This window comes from Microcoleus sp. FACHB-68 (genome assembly GCF_014695715.1).
Lineage (GTDB): Bacteria > Cyanobacteriota > Cyanobacteriia > Cyanobacteriales > Oscillatoriaceae > FACHB-68.
In genome coordinates this window covers 1-21582 of sequence record NZ_JACJOT010000009.1, presented here as the reverse complement: position 1 = coordinate 21582, position 21582 = coordinate 1, and the positions used below count along the sequence as shown (strand labels likewise).

Here is a 21582-nt window from a genome sequence, read left to right as displayed (position 1 = left end):
TGCCGGCATCTTGCTCGCTATAAAAATTACAACCAATTTAGGATTGCTATATCAATAAATTATAATTTCCCGGATAAGTCTTTGGGCCATGTAAAATAGAAAGCTGCGCCGGCACCCACTTCAGACTCAATCCAAACCTTGCCGCCTCGGCTTTCAATAATTTTCTTCACCACTGAAAGACCAATGCCGGTGCCTTCGTGCTTATCTCGTGATTCTAACCTTTGAAAGATTACCCAAATTTTTTGATGATACTCAGGCGCAATTCCAGGGCCATTATCAGAGACACAGAACTCATAATATTTTCCAACTTTGCGTCCTCCCACTCGCACACAAATATCAGATTTTTGTGCGTGCTTGATCGCATTGTTAATTAAGTTCATAAATACTTGCTGCAATGGCACCCGCTCAGTCTTTAGGATGGGCATTTCCGGCTCAACGATAATCTTTGCTTCAGGGGGCGGTGCGAGCAAATCGATTGATTCAGATAACAAAGTTTTAACATTCACCGTCTCGGTAACTTGCAGGCGACCGGCACGAGAATATTGCAAAATTCCCTCAATCAAAGCTTCCATGCGGTGAACTCGCCCACGCAGCAAAATCATGTGTTTGCGGGATTCTCTAGTGAGGTGTTCTCCCATGTCTTCTTCTATCCATTCCGATAAACTTGCAATGCCTCGCAAGGGTGCTTTTAAATCATGAGAAGTGACATAAGCAAACTGCTCTAATTCTTGATTGCTGCGCTCCAAGGCTTCACTTAAACGAGCAAGTTCCTCGGCTTTTTTCTCAATTTCTTGTCTGGCTCGTACTTGGTCAGTGACTTCGACTGCGTGGGTCATAATGCCATAAACTTGATTGTCAACATCGAATAACGGTTGGTAGACAAAATTCCAAAAGCTTTCTTCTAAAACGCCATCCCCTTTACGGTCGAAAACTGACGGCATTTCGTTGCCGACAAAGGCGATTCCAGTGGCATAAACTTGATCTAATAACTCAAAGAAACCTTGCCCTTCCAAGTCTGGAAATGCCTCACGAACCGGCTTGCCGATGATATTGCGATTACCCAAAATCTGCATATATAGCGGGTTCAACGTTTCTGTAATATGGCTTGGCCCACGCGTGGTTGCAATGGCTGCCGGCGCTTGCATAAATACCCGTTGCAGTTCAGCACGTGCTGCTTCGGCTTCAGCTAAAGCTCGCTCTCGCACCTCCCCCTCTTGCTTACGGTCGGTGATGTCGCGAGAAACACCTACAATTTCAACAACATTGCCGTTTGTATCAAAGATGGGGCATTTAATTGTGTGAAAGAAACGCGTTTGACCGTCTGCGCGAACGTTGGGTTCTTCTAATATTTCAACCGGCTGGCCGGTGGTGAAAACTTGCAAGTCGTCTTTAAGGTACTGTTGGGTATAATCGAGTTCATTGAAAGGTACGTCTGTGATGCCGCGAAGCTCCTCCTGAGTTTTTCCATAGTAGTTACAAGCGGCTTTATTGGCGTAGACGACGACTGAGTTGGCAGCTTTACAAAACACCATATCTTGCAATGAATCAAGGATCTGTGCGTAGCGGTGTTCACTTTCCTTGAGGGCATTTTCAGCGCGTTTGCGGTCGGTAATATCGGTGTGAACGCCAACCCACTCTCGAACGCTGCCGTCGGCTTCTAACACCGGCACTGCCCGCACGCTCATATCTCGGTATTCGCCATCGTAACGCAACAGCCGGTGTTCAACCTCGTAGAGGGTGCGGTTGGCAAGGGCAGCACCCCACACGGCGGCAGTGTGCGCTTGATCATCAGGGTGAATCGCATTGAGCCAGCCCCAGCCTTTCAACTCGTCAAAACTTTGGCCGGTGAAAGCACTCCAACCGGGCTGAGGGTTAACGAATTCACCCTCAGCTTTGGTGTCCCAAATGATTTGACAGATCGCTTCAACAAGGCGGCGATAGCGTTCTTCACTTTTGCAAAGGGCTTCTTGAACTTTCTCAACTTCAACTCGTGCGGCGCGTTCTTGCAAAAGTTGCTGATTTTCTTCTTCAGTGAGTTTTTCTTGGGTAATATCGACTGCCACACCGCGCAACAGCTTGACGCAGCCGCTTTTGTCGCGCACAACTTGCAGGCAATCTTTGAGCCAGACAGTGCGTCCATCAGCGGCAATTGCCCGGTATTGAAATTGGCGATCTAGCCCTTCACTGATGGCGCACATAAACAACTCAACGCACCCGTTGCGATCTTCTGGATGGAGGAGCCGGTGTTGCCAGAAATTGGGTTCCTCATCCCACTGACTGATAGGGTAGCCAAGAATTGCTTCGGCACGATCACTGACGAAGGTGAACTTCCATGTAGCAGCATCCATCTCCCACACAATGGCATCGAGTCCCCGCACAAGCTCAAGGAAGTGTTCGCGGGCTTCAGCAATGCCTCGCTCAACTGCTGCCTCCTCCGCTGTTTGTGAGGCTGTTTGCCGCTCCAGTTCCTTCATCAAAAGTTTCCTTGCCGGTGAGACACGAATTCAAAAATTGATCAATACGCTCGATAACTCTGTCATATCATGACTGACACAGACATGACTTCAGTCTGTCGCAAGATATGAGATACCCCATTGTGGATTAAAAAATACATATCCTCAGCCTGACTGAAGATATAGCCCAGTAGAACACACAGGAAGGCTATTAAAATGAAAAGATTTCTAACCACTCTGCTCTGTGCGCCTGAGGATGCTGAGGATTGGCATCATTGTTGCAACTGTTGCTAATCAAGTCAGTCTCAACCAAGTTGCCGCTAACCCTCATTCAAATGCCAATTTATCAGCTCAAATTGCCCAGTACCAACCGCCGCAGCGCAGATCACTTCTTTATTTGAGAGGTTCTGTTTCCCACTCACATCGGGCCTGATCTAGCCTAACTGCTGTATGTGAACCAACTGCAGAGCGAGTCAGCCAATAACAACCCAGCCGGTGAGAGAATTAGGAAAAATTTCAGGTCAGCAAAGCACAGTTGGGTGAAATAGCGATGGGTACGGCATCGAAATATTGGCTCTTGGTGAGGATTGATCGTCTCGGCAAGTGCCGAACTGAAGAAGTTGAGGAGGCAAAAGCTTTTTTTCACGAGCAATTTCCCAGCCTAGCTGAACGAGAAGATGTGCCACACCGGCAACTCCAACGCCAACTCATAGAATGGTTCCGCAGTGATGATCCTCGTCGTCAAATGGCAGGTGTTTGTTTGCGCTGCTTTATCTCTCATCAAATTAAGGAATTTTGCCTGCAACTCGAACAAAAATTTGGCGAAAACCATGACTTCACCAGCGCGGATTTGTTGCCATTGGTACTAGATGCAGGCACGGCTTTATCCGTATCGTCTCTACCTAGCTTAGATAAAATTGCTCAATCTACCCTTATTTCAACGCGTCAGGAAATAGACGAAAATCAAACAACCGATTCATCTGTCACTAATCGAACGTTGCACTCTTTTGATCCAGAAAAAAGCAACTTATCAACTTGGACAGTCAGGATGGTAAAAAGCGATTCGATGCTTAAAAGATTCCTGCTGGAACACGGAATTGAACAGCTCACGAACTGGATGGTTTTAAACTACATGAACCCCGGACGGTTAAAGCGAATTTTATCGGAATTTGACCGGACTCCCACGGAAATTAGCCAAGCACTCCAATTACTCCATAGCTATCACAATGTTTATCGCACCCAAGTTCTTTCTCAGCGCAAGTCTGGAGATAAGAGCCGGTATCCAGATCCAACGGCTTCGCAATTGCATCAAATGGCTGAGCAGTTATCAGCTAGTCGAACAATATCTCCTGAAAAGGTTCTGGAAGAATTGCAAAATCTGGCTCAGCTAATCCGAGCTGATCGCGTTCGCGCTAGGGGGGGAAGCGTGCCGGCAGAATCTTTTAAAATATCTGAGAATTCTCTGCAAAGCGCGGCTAATAGTAGAGATGATTCTTCTGATGAGCAGTCGGAATTTTTAGCCGGCTATCGTCAGCAATTTAACAACTGTTTAGCTCAATCTGTCAAACAGGTAATTCAAGCTCGCTTTACCTATTGGCAACGCAAAAAAGACCAGAAAGCGCAAAACTTCTTGTTAGCACTCCACTTGTTTCACTGTCAGGGAGTTGCTATGAAAGAAATTGCTCCCAGATTGGGTTTGAAAGATCAACCGCAAGTGAGCCGGTTGCTAGAACTTAAAAACTTGCGTACCGATGTCGGACGTAGAACGTTATTGTGTTTGCGAGACTGCGTTTTAGAGCTAGCTAAATTCTACGCCACCCCAATGCAACTTCAAGACTTAGACTCAAAAGTGCAAGCAGCTTTGGGTGAAGAGGTTTTCACAATCATTGAGAGCGCTCAAAAAGAAGCCTACAGGGGACAAAATCGAATTATTAATAGTCCCTTGGCTCAAAAAATTTGCCAATATCTTGAAACCAGGAATGAAGAAAAATGATGAACGACTTGAGCGATTTAACAGATGATTGGGTGGAATTTGAAGGATTGACTGAGACAATTTCTCTAGAGCCGGCGCAATATGAGCAAGCTTTAGAACTGAGCGAACAGGCAATTAATGACAGCAGAAAGTGGTCGATTTACCTGCAAGCCTTGTCTCTGTTTAGTTTTGAAGAATGGCTACAGAAAAGAGAGCCAGGAATTGCCATAGAGAGCGAACAAGCTTCAGTTTGGCAACCTCAATACACACAAGTGATTGATGCTATTTGCAATTTAAAAGTTGCTAAATTTAAAGTTTGCCTGATTCCAACTATTTCTTTTGCTGACGAAGAAGTAACGGTTTCCAGAGTCATCGTAGATTTACCGGAATTTATTTCCCATTTTTATGTGATTATTGGAGTTGAAGAGAAATTAGAATTGGCTTCAATTTTAGGTTTCTTAAGATATGATCAACTAATAAATTATCAATCTCAATTACAACCGGAAGCCGACTGGACTTATCAACTTCCCTTAGCTTGGTTTAATCGGGAATCTGATGAACTGTTGCTTTATTTGCAATGTTTAGATCCAACTGCAATTCCTTTACCTGAAATGCCAGCGAATCGTCAAGCTACTTTAGCTCAGATGCAGGCAACACTATTAACATTATTACCCCAAATGCGTAACCGGCCTTTATGGGACGTTTTGACGTGGGAACAAGGAGTAGCAGTGCTAACAACGCCGGCTTTACTTCATTGGCTTTACCAATTTTTAACAGAAAATACAATAAATGTTACCGAGCATTTATCAGAATTATTGCAAAATTTAACTCAGCAAGCTGTAAATGTAAGAGAGTGGTTAGGCAATCGGGTGAATGAAGTGATGCAAAATTTGTATTGGCAAGTGTTGCCGGCAGCCTCACCCTTGCGCGGAAGTGAGTCAATCTCAGTTTCTCTTAGCAGAACTGAAGAAATCCCCGCCCAAGATTTAGAAGCAATTCTCATAGAAATTAGTCGTAGTCATCAGTTAGAAATTCCAGCAAGTGCCGGTCGCGCTTATAGAGACTTAACCTTCGGATGCCGGTTGCGACTTTTTGCTGTTGTTTGGTCTCTTCCAGAGGATGAGTGGACGTTGTTACTAATATTAAAAGTAATTGCCGGCACTCAACCACACCATAGCATTACGTTGCAAGTGAGTGATCAGACAGAAATTTTGGCAGAAGAATTGCTGGAACCTGACGGGAATCAGGATTATATTTTTACGCAAGTGGTGGGGAGTTATGAAGATAAATTTATAGCAACTATCACTTCGGAAATTGGGGAAATGCAAACCTTGCCCCCGTTTGAATTTTCCAGAGAGTAACAGAGATAGAAATAAAGGGACGCTCTTAAATCTAAAATCCAAAATTCGATAATGGATAAAACAGTTTTTAAGATCAGGGTGAGGCAAGCCGGTACAATTTGCGACTTTGAGTTGTCTTGGGGTAAAGGGAAGATTATCTCTGTAACCCTGAATTATCCTTCCTCATTGATGAGAAGTTACGAAAAGTGGCAAAACGCCTACCTCAACTATTATAAGCGGCTGCGCGGGCGAAAAGTCATCAGCGGCAAGGGTTCTAGCCCTATTGATTGGCGTCAGGAACTGGTGGAAGCAGAAGCTCAGTTGGTGGAGGAATTTCAAGGTTGGTTGCTAAGTCCTGAATTGGTTAGCATTCGCGGTGAAATTGCTAAAGCAACGCATAAACCGGCACCTCACTGGGTTGAAATATTCCTAACTTGTACTCCCCTAGAATTGGCGCGGTTGCCGTGGGAAACTTGGAAAATTGGTACAGATTTGGGTGCGTCTCAAAGAATCCGTATTGCTCGCACTCCCGCCAATATTCTCAGCGAAACTGTCCGTCCGATTCGCCGTAAAGCCAGAATTTTAGCGATTTTAGGAGATGATACCGGCTTAAATTTTGAACAGGACAAAGAAGCACTGCGATCTCTCTATAATGTTGCAGAGATAAAGATTATTGGTTGGAAAAAGAATGAAGAGAACACTGAATTTAATATCCATCGTATAGAAACTGAATTTTTTGAGGCTAATTTACTCAAGAATGAAATAGCTCGTGCGATTACAGATGAGCGAGGTTGGGATATCTTATTTTTTGCCGGCCACAGTAATGAAACGGCCCTAACGGGTGGAGAATTAGGCATTGCACCTCACACCTCTATTTCGATAACTGAAATTGAAGACTCTCTCAAACAGGCGAAAAAACGAGGGCTTCAGTTTGCAATTTTTAACTCCTGTAGTGGCATTAATATTGCCGAATCCCTAATTAACTTAGGGTTAAGTCAAGTGGCTGTGATGCGAGAACCCATCCACAATCAGGTGGCGCAAGAATTTTTGATGCAGTTTCTCAAAAGCTTGGCTGAATACAAAGATGTTCATGAAGCTTTAGGAGATGCTTGTCAATTTTTAAAGAAAGAAGAAAAGCGTCTTTCTTATCCTTCCGCTTACCTCGTTCCCTCCCTATTCCTTCATCCAGAAGCCGAGCTATTTTGTATTAAACCTTTTGGTCTTTTTGATTCTCTAAAACGCTGGTTGCCAACGCCAAAAGAAGCCCGCTGGCTAGCTGCCATCATGTTTTTGAGTTTATTACCGCCTGTTCAAAGCTTACTATTAGAGTCGCGCATTTGGCTTCAGGCTGTCTATCGCCAAGTTACCTGGCAAGTGCCGGCAACAGGCAACTCTCCTATCCAAGTGATTCAAATCGATGAGGAATCGCTTCAGGCAAATACCTATCCAAGCGATCAAGTTTATCCTCTTGATTATAGTTATTTAGCAGCCCTATTAGAACGGCTCACTCAGTTAGAAGCTCAAGTTATTGGAATTGATTATATTTTAGATGATAAAAAACAACAGAACAATCATTTTAAATTAAAAAAAACGATTGAAAATGCGGTTAAGCAAAAGACTTGGTTTGTCTTTGCTTCAGGAGAAGGTGAGTATACAAGGAGAAGCCGAGTCAGTCGAGAGATTGCCAGCCTTAATTGGAGTTTAGAAGGAGATATCTCGTCATTCAATTGGTACATGGAACTGTTGCCGGCAAACGTTGAGAGTAATCATATTTATCCGTTTGCTTATCTTTTAGCCTTAACTTATCGTTTAAATCAAGAACCCCCTCCTGGGATGCCGGCACCTAGTTTAAAAAATCAAACGCTCTTTCATGCTTCCCTTATGAACTATCTTGAGCGCAAAAATCTTAATAATCAATCCGTTAAATTTTTACAGCAACTACGCTTGCATCCGTTGGCTGAGTTTTCGCACAATTTTCTGCAATTATGGTTCTATCCAATTCTAGATTTTTCAATTCCCCCTACTGCTGCCTATCAAAGAGTTTCCGCCTGTAAATTACTAGGAGATTGTGAAGGAAAAGGAACCGTTCCTGAAACCTTTAAGAATCAAATTGTTCTGATTATTCCTGGCGGATATAAAGGTGCGGGTTTAGAAGGAAAAAATGAAGATAATTATGCCATTCCTTTAGCGATTGGATTTTGGCGAGGCTGGCAAGAAGAAAGATTTGCCGGCGGGGAAGCCCATGCTTATATGCTGCATCATTTTCTCACAAAAAGATTAGTGATTCCGATTCCGGATAGTTGGATAATTTTACTATTAGCATTATTCGGAAAATGGACAACCTTAATCTTACAAGATCGTCCCCAACAACGGCAGCAGTGGTTGTGGAAGTTAAGAGGAGCTACACTCATTTATTTTATCGCTTCCTTGCAAATTTATATCTCAGCAGGAATTTTATTGCCTTGGTTTTTACCCACGATATTATTTTGGAAGTATATTAAAGCTAACCAACAGGAGAAAGCATCATGAATCAATTGAATTCGATCCAATTTACTCTTTTAAAAACCTTCCTTGTTTTGCTAAGTTTGCCGGCTTTACCGCTTCAAGCTGCTATTCCACAACCTCACCCATCCGTCACAGCAATCAAAAGAAATGTTTTGGCTACATCAGTAGGAGACATTGTGGACGAAATCCGACCAAAAAGAAGGGGCAAAGGTTCACGGGGAAATGAGGGAGAAATTTGTGTGTTTGCTCCTATAAAATTAGTTAATTTTGATGCTAATCAGGAGGAAAGTCAAGAAACTCCAAAGATTTGGACTGATCGTCCCCTGTTTCTCTGGCAAGGAGGAACACCAAAACAAATTGAGCTATTTGTTGAGGGAAGTACCGAGTCATTGTGGAGTCGCGACATTCCAGAAGAAGCCACCGGCCTTCTTTATGATGGGGAACCGTTGCAACCCGGACAAACCTATGAATGGCGATTAACTGCTCCGTTTCCCATTAAACAGCCGGCATTTCAAATCATGGAACCGCAAAAGCGCGATCGCATCTCAGCCGAGTTAACCCAACTCCAAGAGCAACTTCAAGGTGCCTCAGAGGAAACCATTGCCTTAGAGAAAGCTAACTACTTTGCAAAGCAAGAACTTTGGGCAGATGCACTACAGGAACTCTATTCAGTCTCCAATCCTTCGCCGGCACTAACCGCAGCGATCAAGCAAATTCAATCTCAGAACTTCTGTCCAAAAAATGAGCCAAATGACTCTGCATCTTGATAGGCGACTGCTTGAGTTTTTGCATAAGTTCCCCCTGCTCAAAGATATATGTCGGTAATTGTATTCCACGGTGCAATTGAACCCTAAAAGCTATGCGATTGAAAAAATTTTTACTGAGTGCCTCTACCACTGTATTTCTCCTTGCCTCACAAACTTTGCGACTCGGTTTTCCGGAGCGATTCGCGACGTCTCCTGTAGTAGCTCAAACGTCGGAGGCACGGAAGGCGCAAGCTGACAACCTGTTAGACCAAGGTGGTGAGCAGTTAAATGCAAGTGAATTTGAAGCTGCACTACAGTCATGGCAACAGGCGTTGAGTATCTACCGGGGAATCAAAAACCGTCAAGGCGAGGCGGCAGCGCTGGTCAATCTGGGTCTTGGTTACCTAAAGCTAAGAGACAACGCCAAAGCAATTGAGTATCTCCAGCAAAGTTTGACCATCGTGCGGGCGATTCGTGACCGTCAAACTGAGGCATGGGCGCTGAACATTCTGGGTTTTGCTTACAACAACCTAGGAGACTACCCGAAAGCGATTGAGTATCTCCAGCAGAGTTTGATCATTGCGCGGGCGATTCCTGACCGTAACAGAGAGGTAGGGCCGCTAGGCAATCTGGGTATTGCTTACAATAACCTGGGAGACTACCCGAAAGCGATTGAGTATTATCAGCAGAGTTTGACCATCGCACGGGCGATTCGTGACCGTCAAACTGAGGGCAAGGCGCTGAATATGCTAGGTGTTGCTTACGATTCCCTGGGAGACTATGCCCAAGCAATTAAGCATTATCAGCAGAGTTTGACCATCGCACGAGCAATTGGTGACCGTGAAACTGAGGGCGCGGTCCTGGGTAACCTAGGTCTTGTTTACAACAACCTGGGAGATTACACCAGAGCGATTGAGTATTATCAGCAACTGTTGGTGATCGCAAATGAGATTAGAGACTCTCAAAGTCAGGGAGCAGCGCTGGGCAATCTGGGTATTGCTTACGAGTTCCTGGGAGACTATGCCAAAGCGATTGAGTATTATCAGCAGAGTTTGGCAATCGTGCGGGTAATTGATGACCGTCGAATTGAGGGCCATGCGCTGAACAATTTAGGGATTGCTTACTTCAAACAAGGCAATGTTGCTGCGGCAGAGCAAACTCTAATTGCAGCAATGAATGTGAAGGAATCTCAACGAAGCCGCGATTTAGACGATAGAAATAAAGTGTCGTTTTTTGAGACGCAACGTAACACCTACCTCTGGTTGCAAAAAGTCCTCATCTCCCAGACTAAAACTGATAAAGCTCTGGAAATTTCCGAGCGGGGACGCGCCCGTGCCTTTGTGGAATTATTAACTAAGAGGTTATCTCCGCAACCAGATACACCAACCATTATCAAGCCTCCTAGCCTTGATCACCTTAAAAAAAATGCCCAACAGCAAAACACCACACTCGTTGAATATTCGATTTTTAATTTCACAGACGAAGAAAAATCAGAACTCTATATTTGGGTCATCTCGCCTAACGGCAAAGTAACATTTCGTCAGCTTGACCTCAAATCTCTAGAAGCAACAGGAGGGAGTACACAACTACAAAAACTCGTTGCCCAAACCCTCGAATCTTTGGGAGTCGGCGAAGATCGCAACGGCATTTTTGAAGTCACTGTCGCCAATCCAACAGCCGATCCTCAACGTCAAATTAAATCCTTAAAAGAACTACATCAACTCTTAATTCAGCCGATTGCCGACGTGTTGCCCACTGAACCCAACTCGCACGTCATCTTTATTCCTCATCAAGAGCTGTTCCGCGTTCCCTTTCCAGCGCTGATGGACTCAGAGGGCAAGTATTTAGTCGAAAAACATACAATTCTCACCGCACCTTCAATTCAAATGCTGGAGTTAACCCACCAGCAACGGCAAAACGTTTCCCGTTCAGGACAAGGAGCGCTAGTCGTGGGCAATCCTAGTCCCATGCCGGCTGGATTTTCACCTCTATTCGGTGCAGAAAAAGAAGCAAAACAAGTTGCTCAACTGCTGAATACTCAACCGCTCATTGGCTCTGGAGCTACCGAGCCTGCTGTTTTGCAACAGCTATCGAACGCACGAATCATTCATCTAGCCACCCACGGTATTTTTAACGAACAGCAGCCATTAGAAGGTGCTATTGCCTTAGCAGCAGCCGGTAATAATAGCCAAAACAACGGACTGCTCACTGCTGAAGAAATCTTCAATCTAGATCGCCGGCTCAATGCTGAATTATTAGTTCTAAGTGCTTGTAACACCGGCAGAGGAAAAATCACCGGCGATGGAGTCATCGGTTTATCTCGTTCATTTATTACTGCCGGCATCCCCAGCGTCATTGTCTCCCTCTGGGCAGTTCCCGATGCTCCCACTGCCGAGTTAATGACCGAGTTTTATACTAATCTCTACCAAAAGAAACTCGATAAAGCCCAAGCCTTGCGCCAAGCCATGCTCAAAATGATGGAAAAACACCGCAACAACCCTAGAGCTTGGGCAGCTTTTACCCTCATCGGTGAAGCCGAGTAAGCATTTGGCCATTAGAGGAGAAGTTAATTATGTCCCGCATTTCTCGCCGTCATTTCTTACAATTTGCTGGCTCAACCTTAGCGACCCTCGGTTTCAGCCAATTGGATATTATCAACAAAGGAAATCGCTACGCTAAAGTTCTCGCACAAAACACTCCTCGCAAGCTGGCACTCTTGGTAGGAATTAATCAGTATCCAAACAGCCAGAGATTCGCCAATCTACAGGGGTGCGTCACTGATGTGGACTTACAGCAAGAACTTCTTATTCACTGTTTTGGCTTCAAACCCAACGATATTCTCAAATTAACCAGCAATGAAACCCCAGACAAGCAGCCTACTCGCCAAAACATTTTAACTACCTTTGAAAAACACTTAATTGAGCAGGCAAAACCGGGAGATGTAGTTGTTTTCCATTTTTCCGGTCACGGTTCCCGACTCCCCGAACCCGACCCCATCCAAACGTGCAGAAATGATAATTTTAACAGCACCTTAGTGCCAGCCAATGACGGAAAAAATGGCGTCGCACAGGATATTATGGGACGCACGCTGTTTCTGTTGATGTCCGCTTTAAAAACAGAAAATGTCACGGCAGTGTTGGATAGTTGTTACTCTGGCGGCGGCACTCGTGGTAACTTTCGAGTTCGCTCTATACCTGGCGATGGACTCAAACCCAGTCCTGAAGAAATTGCCTATCAAAAACGCTGGATGGAACAGTTGCAACTTTCTCCTGAAGAACTCGCCCGTCGGCGCTGTGCGGGGGTAGCTAAAGGAGTTGTCTTTGCTTCTGCTCAACGCGATGAAGAAGCTTTGGATGCCAATTTGGGTGACTTTTCTGCCGGTGCGTTTACCTACCTAATGACGCAGTATCTCTGGCAGCAAACGGATAATGTGGAGAGTGCAATCGCTCAGCTAACTAACAGCATAAAATCGCTTTCCCCTCAAGCCCCTCAAGCCGATGGCAGTCTCAATCAGCCAGTCTACTTTATCAACAAACCCGTTCCACCCACCGATGCCGTAATTACTAAAGTAGAAGGCGATAAGGCAACCTTGTGGTTGGGGGGAGTAGATAAAGAAAGTCTGGAAGCTTTCCAACCTGGTGCTACGTTTGCGATCATCAATGACAAAGGGCAACCATCGGGACAATTGGAATTGGTGTCTCCCCGTACCGGCTTAAGGGGGGAAGCCAAGCTAGTGGAGAAGGGTGCGATCGCATCTCTACAACCAGGAATGCTCTTACAAGAAGCAAGTCGAATCATACCAGCTTCTTTGAAATTAAGCATCGGACTCGACCCTTCCCTGGCAGGCGAGACGAATACCGCTAAACAGGCGCTCTTGAGCATCAATCGCTTGGAAGCCATACCCGCAGAACCGGGAAACGTACCTTATCCGGGAGGGGTGCAATATATCTTCAGTCGCATGACGGTTCCTTACGAGCGAAAATTGCAGCAGCAACAAGTAGCCAACCTGCCGGCAACAGACAGTATCGGTTTATTTACAGAAGGACTCGAACCCGTGCCGGAATCCTTTGGCGAACCGGGGGAAACCGTAACAAAGGCGGTTGAGCGTCTCGAATCCAAACTCAAAGCTCTCTTGGCTGCTCGCATTATCAAGATGACTCTCAATGCCGGTGCCTCCGAACTGGATATGGAAGTTTCGATGAACTTGGTGGGGCAACCGAATCAACCCCTTGCCAGGACTTCTACAGGGCGAGCGAGGAATGATCGTCGAGAGTCAGGACAAAGTTATTCTAAAAAGTTACCACTCAACCAACTATTTCAATTTCGGGTTACCAACCGCGAGAATAGCGCTCTCTACTTCACCACGCTACTGATTGATTCCACTGGAGGGTTAGTGGTGGTATTTCCCTATCAGTGGCCGGCTTCTGAAGAGTCGATGCGATTGGAGCCAAATCAAACGCTGCTGATTGGTGACCCAGAACAACTTCAGTTGAAAGCGATACAAAAAGGAACTGGGGAAGCACTGGTCATTGCCAGCCGTTCGCCCCTAAAAAATGCTGCCAAAACATTAGCATCTCTAGCGGCTGAACTGAAGCGAAGTGAGGGACCGATGGAACTGAGAGAGCCAGTTGATGTGATTGGCGATTTGCTCAATGATTTGAGTCGCGATCGCGGCCTCGGTGCAGTAGCAGCAAAACCCGTGAGTGCTTCTGATATGGCTACTTTGTCAATTACTTTTGAGGTGAGCTGAGGGAGCAGAGTGCTAACTGTAGGCTTGAAGAGTGCATAAGTTCAAGGCTGTGAAGATATAGGTTTCCAGAAGATAATCCCGCCCACACTCTCCCAAGTTGAGATTCATGCGTCTACAGAAAATTAGTCTATTGTTTCTCCCCTTGTTCGCCTTAAGTGTCTCAATCCCTGTGCCTGTCAATTCGCTAACACTATTGACTACACAAAAGGCGATCGCGCAAACCCCCAATGACCAGAATGTAGACCAAAATCCTGCCACCAATTCTGCTGTGTCAGGTAGCTTTGTTGATTACATCGCAGAGGAAGCTCAACTGACTGGGCATGAGGGCAGTGTCAACAGCGCCAGTTTTAGCCCGGATGGCAAGCTGGTTGTCACCGCCGGCACGGATGGTACAGCCCGTGTGTGGGATATCTCAGGCAAGCCAATAGCCGAACTACGAGGGCATTCAGCGAGTGTCAGGAGTGCCGGTTTTAGTCCGGATGGACAGCGCATTGTCACTGCATCGTTTGACGGGACTGCCCGTGTGTGGGATTTGTTGGGCAAACAGCTTCTGGAACTGACTGGGCATCAAGGTAATGTATATAGTGCCTGTTTTAGTCCCGATGGAGAGCGTATTGTCACTGCCGGTGCTGACCAAATTGTGCGGATATGGGATGCTTCGGGCAAGCAGTTGGTGGAAATCAAAGGACATGAGGGGAGTGTCTACAGTGCGAGTTTTAGTCCAGATGGCTTGCGGATAGTCACGGCATCGGCTGACAAAACTGCTCGCGTGTGGGACTTATCTGGCAAGCCATTAGCGGAACTGACTGGGCATACTGATACCGTCTGGAGTGCGAGTTTTAGTCCGGATGGGCAGCGGATTGTTACGGCATCGGATGATAAAACTGCCCGTGTCTGGAATTTGTCGGGTAAGCAGTTGGTGAAACTTAAGGGGCATACTGACAGTGTTTTGAGTGCTAGTTTTAGCGCGGATGGGCAACGAATCGTCACTGCATCCGTTGACAGAATAGCTCTGATGTGGAGCGTTTCGGGCAAGCTGCTAGCCAAACTCCAACAGCATGAGGACGGTGTTAACAGTGCCAGTTTTAGCCCGGATGGCAAGCGGATTGTTACCGTATCTAATGACAGCACAGCCCGTGTGTGGAATTTGTCAAGCAAGCTGGTAACTGAAGTTCATGGGCATCAAGTTTCTGTATCCAGGGCTAGCTTTAGCCCGGATGGCAAGCGGATTGTTACCACATCTGCTGACAAAACCCGTGTGTGGAACACTTCGGGTAACTTGCTAGCAGAATTTACTGGGCATAAGGAGTTTATTAGTAATGTCAGTTTTAGCCCAGATGGCAAGCTAGTTGTCACTGCTTCCTGGGATACCACAGCTCGTGTGTGGGATATTTCGGGCAAGCTGGTAGCTGTCCTCAAAGGACATCAGGGAGACCTCAACAGTGCCAGTTTTAGCCCGGATGGTAAGCGGATTGTCACTTCATCCTATGACAGAACCGCCCGTGTGTGGGATATTTCGGGCAAGCTGCTCTTTGAACTCAAAGGGCATACTGACAACGTCACAACTGCCAGATTTAGCCCAGATGGCAAGCGGATTGTCACCTCATCCTATGACGGCACCGCCCGCATATGGGATATTTCGGGAAAACTGCTAGCAGAACTTAAAGGACATCAGGACTTTGTCGTGAGTGCCAGTTTTAGCCCGGATGGACAACAGATTGTCACCGCCTCCTATGACAAAACCGCCCGTGTGTGGGATATTTCGGGCAAGCTGCTAGCAGAACTTACTGGGCATCAGGGAAGTGTTGACCGTGCCAGTTTTAGTCCGGATGGACAACGGATTGTCACCACATCCTCTGCATCCTCTGATGGTACAGCCCGTGTGTGGGATAGTTCAGGCAGGCTGCTAGCAAAACTTACTGGGAATCAGGGACTTGGCGAAAGTGCTAGTTTTAGCCCAGATGGACAACGGATTGTTACTGCATCTTATGATGGCACTGCCCGTGTGTGGAATACTTCGGGCAAGCTGCTGGCGGAACTCAAAGGGCATCAAGGAATTGTCGAAAGTGTCAGTTTTAGCCCAGATGGACAACGGATTGTTACCACATCATCTGACAAAACTGCCCGTGTGTGGTATGTTTCAGACGAGCTGTTAGCTCAATTCAGACCGATTGAAACCCCTTCTTCCCCCATAACAAAAGAAAAGCGATCTCAGACAAACAGGAATAGCACTATCCAAAGAGCGAGCTTTAGCCCAGATGGACAACGAATTCTCACTACATCCTCTGATTGTATAGCCCGTGTGTGGGATACAAACGGCAAGGTATTGGTCGAGCTAAGAGAGCATACTGACAGTGTCAACAGTGCCAGTTTTAGCCCAGATGGACAACGGATTGTCACTGCATCTGATGATGGCATAGCCCGTGTGTGGGATACAAACGGCAAAATGTTGGCGGAACTCAAAGGGCATACTAGCAGTGTCAATAGTGCTAATTTCAGCCCGGATGGCAAGCGAATTGTCACTGCATCTGATGATGGCACCGCTCGTGTGTGGGATACTTCCGGCAAGCTGCTAGCAGAACTTAAAGGGCATCAGAATAGGGTTTGGAGAGCTACTTTTAGCCCAGATGGACAACATATTGCCACCTCATCTGCTGACGGTGCTACTTATGTGTGGGATACTTCCGGCAAGCTCTTGGCAAAACTCAACGGGCAATTGGACTTCGACAGTTCTAGTTTCAGCCCGGATGGTAAGCGGATTGTCACTGCATCCTCTGATGGTACTGCCCGTGTGTGGGATATAAACGGCAAGCTACTTGCAGAACTTAAAGGGCATCAGTATCGTGTCAACAGTGCCAGTTTTAGCCCGGATGGACAGCGCATTGTCACTGGCTCCTGGAAAATCGCCCGTGTATGGGATACTTCCGGTAAGCTGCTCTCCGAACTCAAGGGACATGACGGCAGTGTAATCAGAGTCAGTTTTAGTCGGGATGGACAACGGATTCTCACCGCAGACAATGGCGCAAAGAGGAGCAGCGGCACTGCTCGTATGTGGAACACCTATGGCAAGCTACTTGCAGAATTCAAGGGGCATACTGGCGCTGTTCTGAGTGTCAGTTTTAGTCCAGATGAACAGCGGATTCTCATTGCATCTCGTACTGCCCGTATCTGGGATACTTCCGGCAAGCTGCTGGTGGAACTCAAGGGTAATGAGAGTGTCATCAATGCCAGTTTTAGTTCGGATGGACAACGGATTCTCACCACAGACACTGGTGGCATCATTCGTGTGTGGGATACTTCCGGCAAACTGCTGGCAGAATTCAAGGAGGTGCCGCCCAATGTCACAAGTGCCAGTTTTAGCCCGGATAGTAAGCTGATTGTCACCGCCTCTGGCTTAATTGCCCATGTGTGGGATACTTCCGGTAAGTTGCTCTCCGAACTCAAGGGGCATCAGCACGGTGTCGAAAGTGCCAGTTTTAGCCCGGATAGCAAGCTGATTGTCACTGCATCCTGGGACAACACCGCTCGTGTGTGGGATACTTCGGGCAAGCTGCTCTCCGAACTCAAAGGGCATACTGATCCTGTCAGAAGCGCGAGTTTTAGCCCAGATGGCAAGCTGATTGTCACTGCATCCAAGGACAAAACCGCCCGTGTGTGGGATACCTCCGGTAAACTGCTAAGGGAACTTAAAGGGCATGGAAGTGATTTCAACAGTGCGAGTTTTAGCCCGGATGGCAAGCTGATTGTCACTGCTTCCTGGGATGACAATGCCTATGTGTGGGATACTTCCGGCAAGTTGCTAGCGGAACTCAGAGGGCATCAGTTACATGTCTTCAGTGCGAGTTTTAGCCCAGATGGCAAGCACATTGTCACTGCATCTGATGACGGCAGCGCCCGTATTTGGGATATTTCGGGCAAAACAACACTTACTGGGCGTAATACCTATATCGACATTCCCCCTTTTGAGCCGGATAGACAGCAGACTGTCGCTAGTTTTAGCCCGGATGGACAACGCCTTGTCAGTGCATCTGATGACGGCATAGCCCGTGTATGGGATTTGTCTGGCAACTTGATACTAGAACTCAAAGGGCATCAGGACAGGGTCAACAGTGTCAGTTTTAGCTCAGATGGACAGCGTATTGTCACTGCATCTGATGATGGCACTGCCCGTGTGTGGAACTTATCTGGCAAGCAAATAGCCAGCCTAGAGTTAGTTACACAATCCCTTACCTCCCCACAAGTGGAAGCAGACAAACTGCGAGATTTAGAATTTTACGCCCCCAATTGTTCTACAGCATTATCACCTTGGCAACAAGCATTAAAAATCTACCGAGAAATCGCCGACAAGGAAAACGAAGCTTATATTCTGCAAAAACTGGGTAATGCTTACTATTGCCTCGGCGACTATACCAATGCCATTGACTCCTACTCCAAAGCTTTGCAAGTCGCTAAAGAATTCAATTACCCCGAAAGGCAGGTAAAGAATCTCTCAAATCTGGGAAGTGTTTACAATACCTTAGCTGACTATGACAAAGCCATTCAGTACTACAACGACGCCTTAAAAATCTTAGAGCAGAACCCAGACACAAAAAGCCAAGCAGAGGTTCTTCGAGGTCGAGGCAATGCTTACAATGCCCAAGGCAAATCTAACGAAGCAATTAAAGACTACTTGCAAGCATTAGCCATTGACGAATCCCAGAAAAACGGTTCCGGCATAACAGAAAATAAAGTAAATTTGGCCAGAATTTACCAGTCCTTGGGTGACTATAACAAAGCCCTTCAATACTACAAAGAGACTGAAGAATTTAGCCCAATTGAAGCCCTGGCAGGTTTAGGAAATACTTACCTAGCTCTTGGCGACACGGCAAAGGCAATCGAATTACACCAGCAGAGCTTAGAAAAAGCACGGCAACAGGAAGACAAAGAAGGCGAAGCCAATGCTTTAAATAATCTTGCTAATGCTCTGCGTCAAGCTGGCAATCTCCCAGAAGCCGAACAACACCTACGCAGGGCCATTGAGATTTGGGAAAATCTGCGAACTAAATTAGATGATGCCAATAAAGTATCAATCTTTGAAAAGCAAGCTCGGACTTACCGCCTGCTGCAAGAAATTTTGATTGCTCAAAATAAACCCAAAGAAGCTCTGGAAATTGCCGAACGAGGAAGGGCGCGAGCTTTTGTGGAATTACTAAATTCTCGAATATCTCCTGACCAAAAAGAGCAACCCATTACTCCACCCAATATTGAGCTTCTTAAACAAATTGCCAAAGACCAAAAGGCTACTCTCGTTGAATATTCGATTATTTCCGATACTTTCAAAGTTCAAGGTAAAGAACAAACCAAAGAATCAGAACTCTATATCTGGGTCATCAAACCAACAGGTGAAATAACATTTCGTCGCAGCGACCTTAAACCCCTATGGCAGAAAGAGAATCTAACGCTTACAGAGTTCGTTACCATTAGCCGTGAAGCCATTGGTGTTAGCAGGGGTAGTAGCATAATTGAGATGAAAGTAGTTGCCAAGCCAGAACCCGACCAAACTCAACGCTTGCAGCAACTCCACAACCTAGTTATCAAACCCATCGCCGATCTTCTGCCCACCGACGCGAACGATCGCGTTATCTTCATCCCGCATCAAGAACTGTTCCTGGTTCCCTTTGCTGCACTGCAAGATGAATCAGGCAAATACTTGATTGAGAAACACACTATTGTTACTGCCCCCTCCATTCAGGTATTGCAACTAACCCACCAGCAACGCCAACAGGTAGCGACACGAGGCAACGATGCATTAGTGGTGGGCAATCCAACGATGCCCAAGGCGGCGCTTACCATTGGGGAACTACCGCAACAATTACCGCCTTTACAAGGTGCAGAAAAGGAAGCAAAAGCCATAGCAACTCTGTTGAACACTCAAGCGCTGACAGGCTCTAGCGCCACAAAAGCTGCGATTTTGCCCAAGCTCCCTTCTGCCCGAATTATCCACCTGGCAACGCATGGAATACTCGATAACGTCCAAGGATTGAAAAGTGCGATCGCGCTTGCTCCCACCGACACTGATAACGGATTGCTCACGGCACAAGAAATTCTTGAACTCAAGCTCAATGCCTCATTAGTTGTCCTGAGTGCTTGCAACACCGGAAGTGGGCGCATCACGGGCGATGGTGTCATCGGTTTATCTCGCTCATTTATTACTGCCGGCATCCCTAGTGTCATTGTCTCCCTCTGGGCAGTTCCCGATGCACCCACGGCTGAATTAATGAGCGAATTTTATATCAATCTCAATCAAAAGCAACTCGATAAAGCCCAAGCTTTACGTCAAGCCATGCTCAAAATGATAGAAAAATACCCAAATAACCCCAGAGCTTGGGCGGCTTTTACCTTAATAGGAGAAGCCGATTAATTGAACGTAAGATGAAGAGGGCAAACGCAAGGGTGTTTCCTGACGATTTTAAAATAAAAGAAGGAAGAAAGATAATGAAACATCGTTATTTCTGAGAATTTGCCGGCTCAAGTTTAGCCACTTTGGGATTAAGCCACTTATACCAAATCCGGTTATGTTGGACTACTAATAGCGTCACTATAATTCAACCAATGATAATGGGTCAGATGTTTGATTTCCTCAGTCATTTGTTGAAGCACACAACATCTGGTAGCTAATACATCTTCTAACTGCTCAAGACTTTCAAAATGCTGATTCACTAAAGGTTCATCTACTAAAGACCATAATCTTTCGGCTCTTTGCAATTCCGGAGAATAGGGAGGCAGAAATTCTCCAATAAGACCAGTTGGTAACTGAACTTTTGGACTGGTATGCCATCCGGCTCTATCTTCAACTAAGAGAATAATTTTTTCGTTTGAGGCCCCAGCTTCGACGGCAAATGTCTTCAAGACAAGGTTGAACCACTTGGTATTGACTCTGGGAATCAAATACCAAAAAGTTCGGCCTGTTTTTGGCTCCACAAATCCATAAACATATAGCCATTCATACCGAGGCTGTACTAGGGCTATGGGTCTTTCTCCTCTGGGCGACCACACCTTTCTCAGTATGGGCTTGAGACCCACCCTATGCTCATCAAAAAACCAGACTTCTATTTGGGCTTGGGGATGTTTCTGTTGCAGTTGTTTAACTTTGAGGGGCAACTGTTGTTTAAATTCCTCCTGGGCTTGTTCATCCCCCTGTCGATGCTTCGGTCTTGGCCTTTGCCAGGAGTGATTGCACTTTTTTAGATAATCCCACCCTCTTTGATTGGCAACTTTTGGCCGCCTGGTTTCTTTTTCTATCCACCTCGCTACTTTTGGCCCAGTCCAAATTCCTCCATCTGCGGGTCTTGAGCGCAGTTGGGCGACTAACTTTTGCAGTTGTTGCTCATTTAATAATGGCGCTTTTCCTCGCAGATGTTTCTGGGCTTTTTTCCGCTGATTTTTAACTCCTTCGGCTCCTAGCTCGTTATATCTTTTAATCATCTTTTTGGCGTATTGGTAATCTAGTCCTACGGCTAGGGCACTGTTTTTGATTGTCCATCCTATAGCTACGAGCCAGATGACGTGCCATCTCCTTGCTTCCACTGGGTCTTGACTTGTTATATACTTTTGTTTCAGTTCATCTTCTTTGAGATGATTGGCTAGATGCGCTTTTCTGGGCATTGCTTTTTACTTTTTTGCCGGACTGAATTATAAGTACCTTATCATAAACGGATTTGGTATTAATAGTTCAAGCAGCCGAAAACCCAAGAGAAAAGCAACGAAGAGACTGAGAATCCCAAGTTTAGGCGTGGCACAAGTAGGCAAAAGTGGAAAAAAAGAATATTTGTGAGCT

9 protein-coding genes are annotated in these 21582 nt (G+C 46.0%); 7 read left to right on the top strand and 2 right to left on the bottom strand.

Annotated features, from left to right (window positions below):
* Positions 1 to 59 precede the first annotated feature (59 nt).
* Positions 60 to 2474: a PAS domain S-box protein gene (locus tag H6F73_RS15595; RefSeq protein ID WP_190759691.1), complete on the bottom strand. Its 2415-nt coding sequence runs from the start codon at positions 2472 to 2474 to the stop codon at positions 60 to 62.
* 529 nt (positions 2475 to 3003) lie between these two features.
* On the opposite strand from H6F73_RS15595, the gene H6F73_RS15590 reads away from it, so the two are divergent.
* The 7 genes from H6F73_RS15590 to H6F73_RS15560 all read left to right on the top strand — a co-directional run bounded on the left by H6F73_RS15590 (position 3004) and on the right by H6F73_RS15560 (position 20166).
* On the top strand, positions 3004 to 4446 hold the full coding sequence (locus tag H6F73_RS15590; RefSeq protein ID WP_190759690.1) for a hypothetical protein: 1443 nt from the start codon (positions 3004 to 3006) through the stop codon (positions 4444 to 4446).
* A complete protein-coding gene (locus tag H6F73_RS15585; RefSeq protein ID WP_190759689.1) occupies positions 4443 to 5786 on the top strand; it encodes a DUF1822 family protein in 1344 nt (447 codons plus the stop codon). The genes H6F73_RS15590 and H6F73_RS15585 overlap by 4 nt, the downstream gene beginning before the upstream one ends.
* A 51-nt stretch (positions 5787 to 5837) precedes the next feature.
* Positions 5838 to 8294, top strand: coding sequence for a CHASE2 domain-containing protein (locus H6F73_RS15580; protein WP_190759688.1), 2457 nt, complete (start codon positions 5838 to 5840; stop codon positions 8292 to 8294).
* Positions 8291 to 9037 (top strand): DUF928 domain-containing protein, encoded by a 747-nt coding sequence (locus H6F73_RS15575; protein WP_147682478.1) that lies wholly within the window; start codon positions 8291 to 8293, stop codon positions 9035 to 9037. Before H6F73_RS15580 ends, H6F73_RS15575 begins: the two co-directional genes overlap by 4 nt.
* Before the next feature lie 92 nt (positions 9038 to 9129).
* Entirely contained in the window at positions 9130 to 11559 is a 2430-nt protein-coding gene (locus H6F73_RS15570) for a CHAT domain-containing tetratricopeptide repeat protein (RefSeq protein ID WP_190759687.1), read from the top strand.
* A 29-nt stretch (positions 11560 to 11588) separates the two neighbouring features.
* Positions 11589 to 13766: a caspase family protein gene (locus H6F73_RS15565; protein ID WP_190759686.1), complete on the top strand. Its 2178-nt coding sequence runs from the start codon at positions 11589 to 11591 to the stop codon at positions 13764 to 13766.
* Between the two features lie 193 nt (positions 13767 to 13959).
* Positions 13960 to 20166, top strand: a complete 6207-nt coding sequence (locus H6F73_RS15560; protein ID WP_199330614.1) for a CHAT domain-containing protein — start codon at positions 13960 to 13962, stop codon at positions 20164 to 20166.
* A 152-nt stretch (positions 20167 to 20318) separates the two neighbouring features.
* Here the strand turns inward: H6F73_RS15560 and H6F73_RS15555 are convergent, their stop codons facing one another.
* On the bottom strand, positions 20319 to 21410 hold the full coding sequence (locus H6F73_RS15555) for an IS630 family transposase (RefSeq protein WP_190759684.1): 1092 nt from the start codon (positions 21408 to 21410) through the stop codon (positions 20319 to 20321).
* Between the last annotated feature and the right edge of the window lie 172 nt (positions 21411 to 21582).

Coding starts and splice junctions, on each gene's coding strand:
- H6F73_RS15595 (WP_190759691.1), bottom strand. CDS start 2,474: ATGAAGGAACTGGAGCGGCAAACAGCCTCACAAACAGCGGAGGAGGCA.
- H6F73_RS15590 (WP_190759690.1), top strand. CDS start 3,004: ATGGGTACGGCATCGAAATATTGGCTCTTGGTGAGGATTGATCGTCTC.
- H6F73_RS15585 (WP_190759689.1), top strand. CDS start 4,443: ATGATGAACGACTTGAGCGATTTAACAGATGATTGGGTGGAATTTGAA.
- H6F73_RS15580 (WP_190759688.1), top strand. CDS start 5,838: ATGGATAAAACAGTTTTTAAGATCAGGGTGAGGCAAGCCGGTACAATT.
- H6F73_RS15575 (WP_147682478.1), top strand. CDS start 8,291: ATGAATCAATTGAATTCGATCCAATTTACTCTTTTAAAAACCTTCCTT.
- H6F73_RS15570 (WP_190759687.1), top strand. CDS start 9,130: ATGCGATTGAAAAAATTTTTACTGAGTGCCTCTACCACTGTATTTCTC.
- H6F73_RS15565 (WP_190759686.1), top strand. CDS start 11,589: ATGTCCCGCATTTCTCGCCGTCATTTCTTACAATTTGCTGGCTCAACC.
- H6F73_RS15555 (WP_190759684.1), bottom strand. CDS start 21,410: ATGCCCAGAAAAGCGCATCTAGCCAATCATCTCAAAGAAGATGAACTG.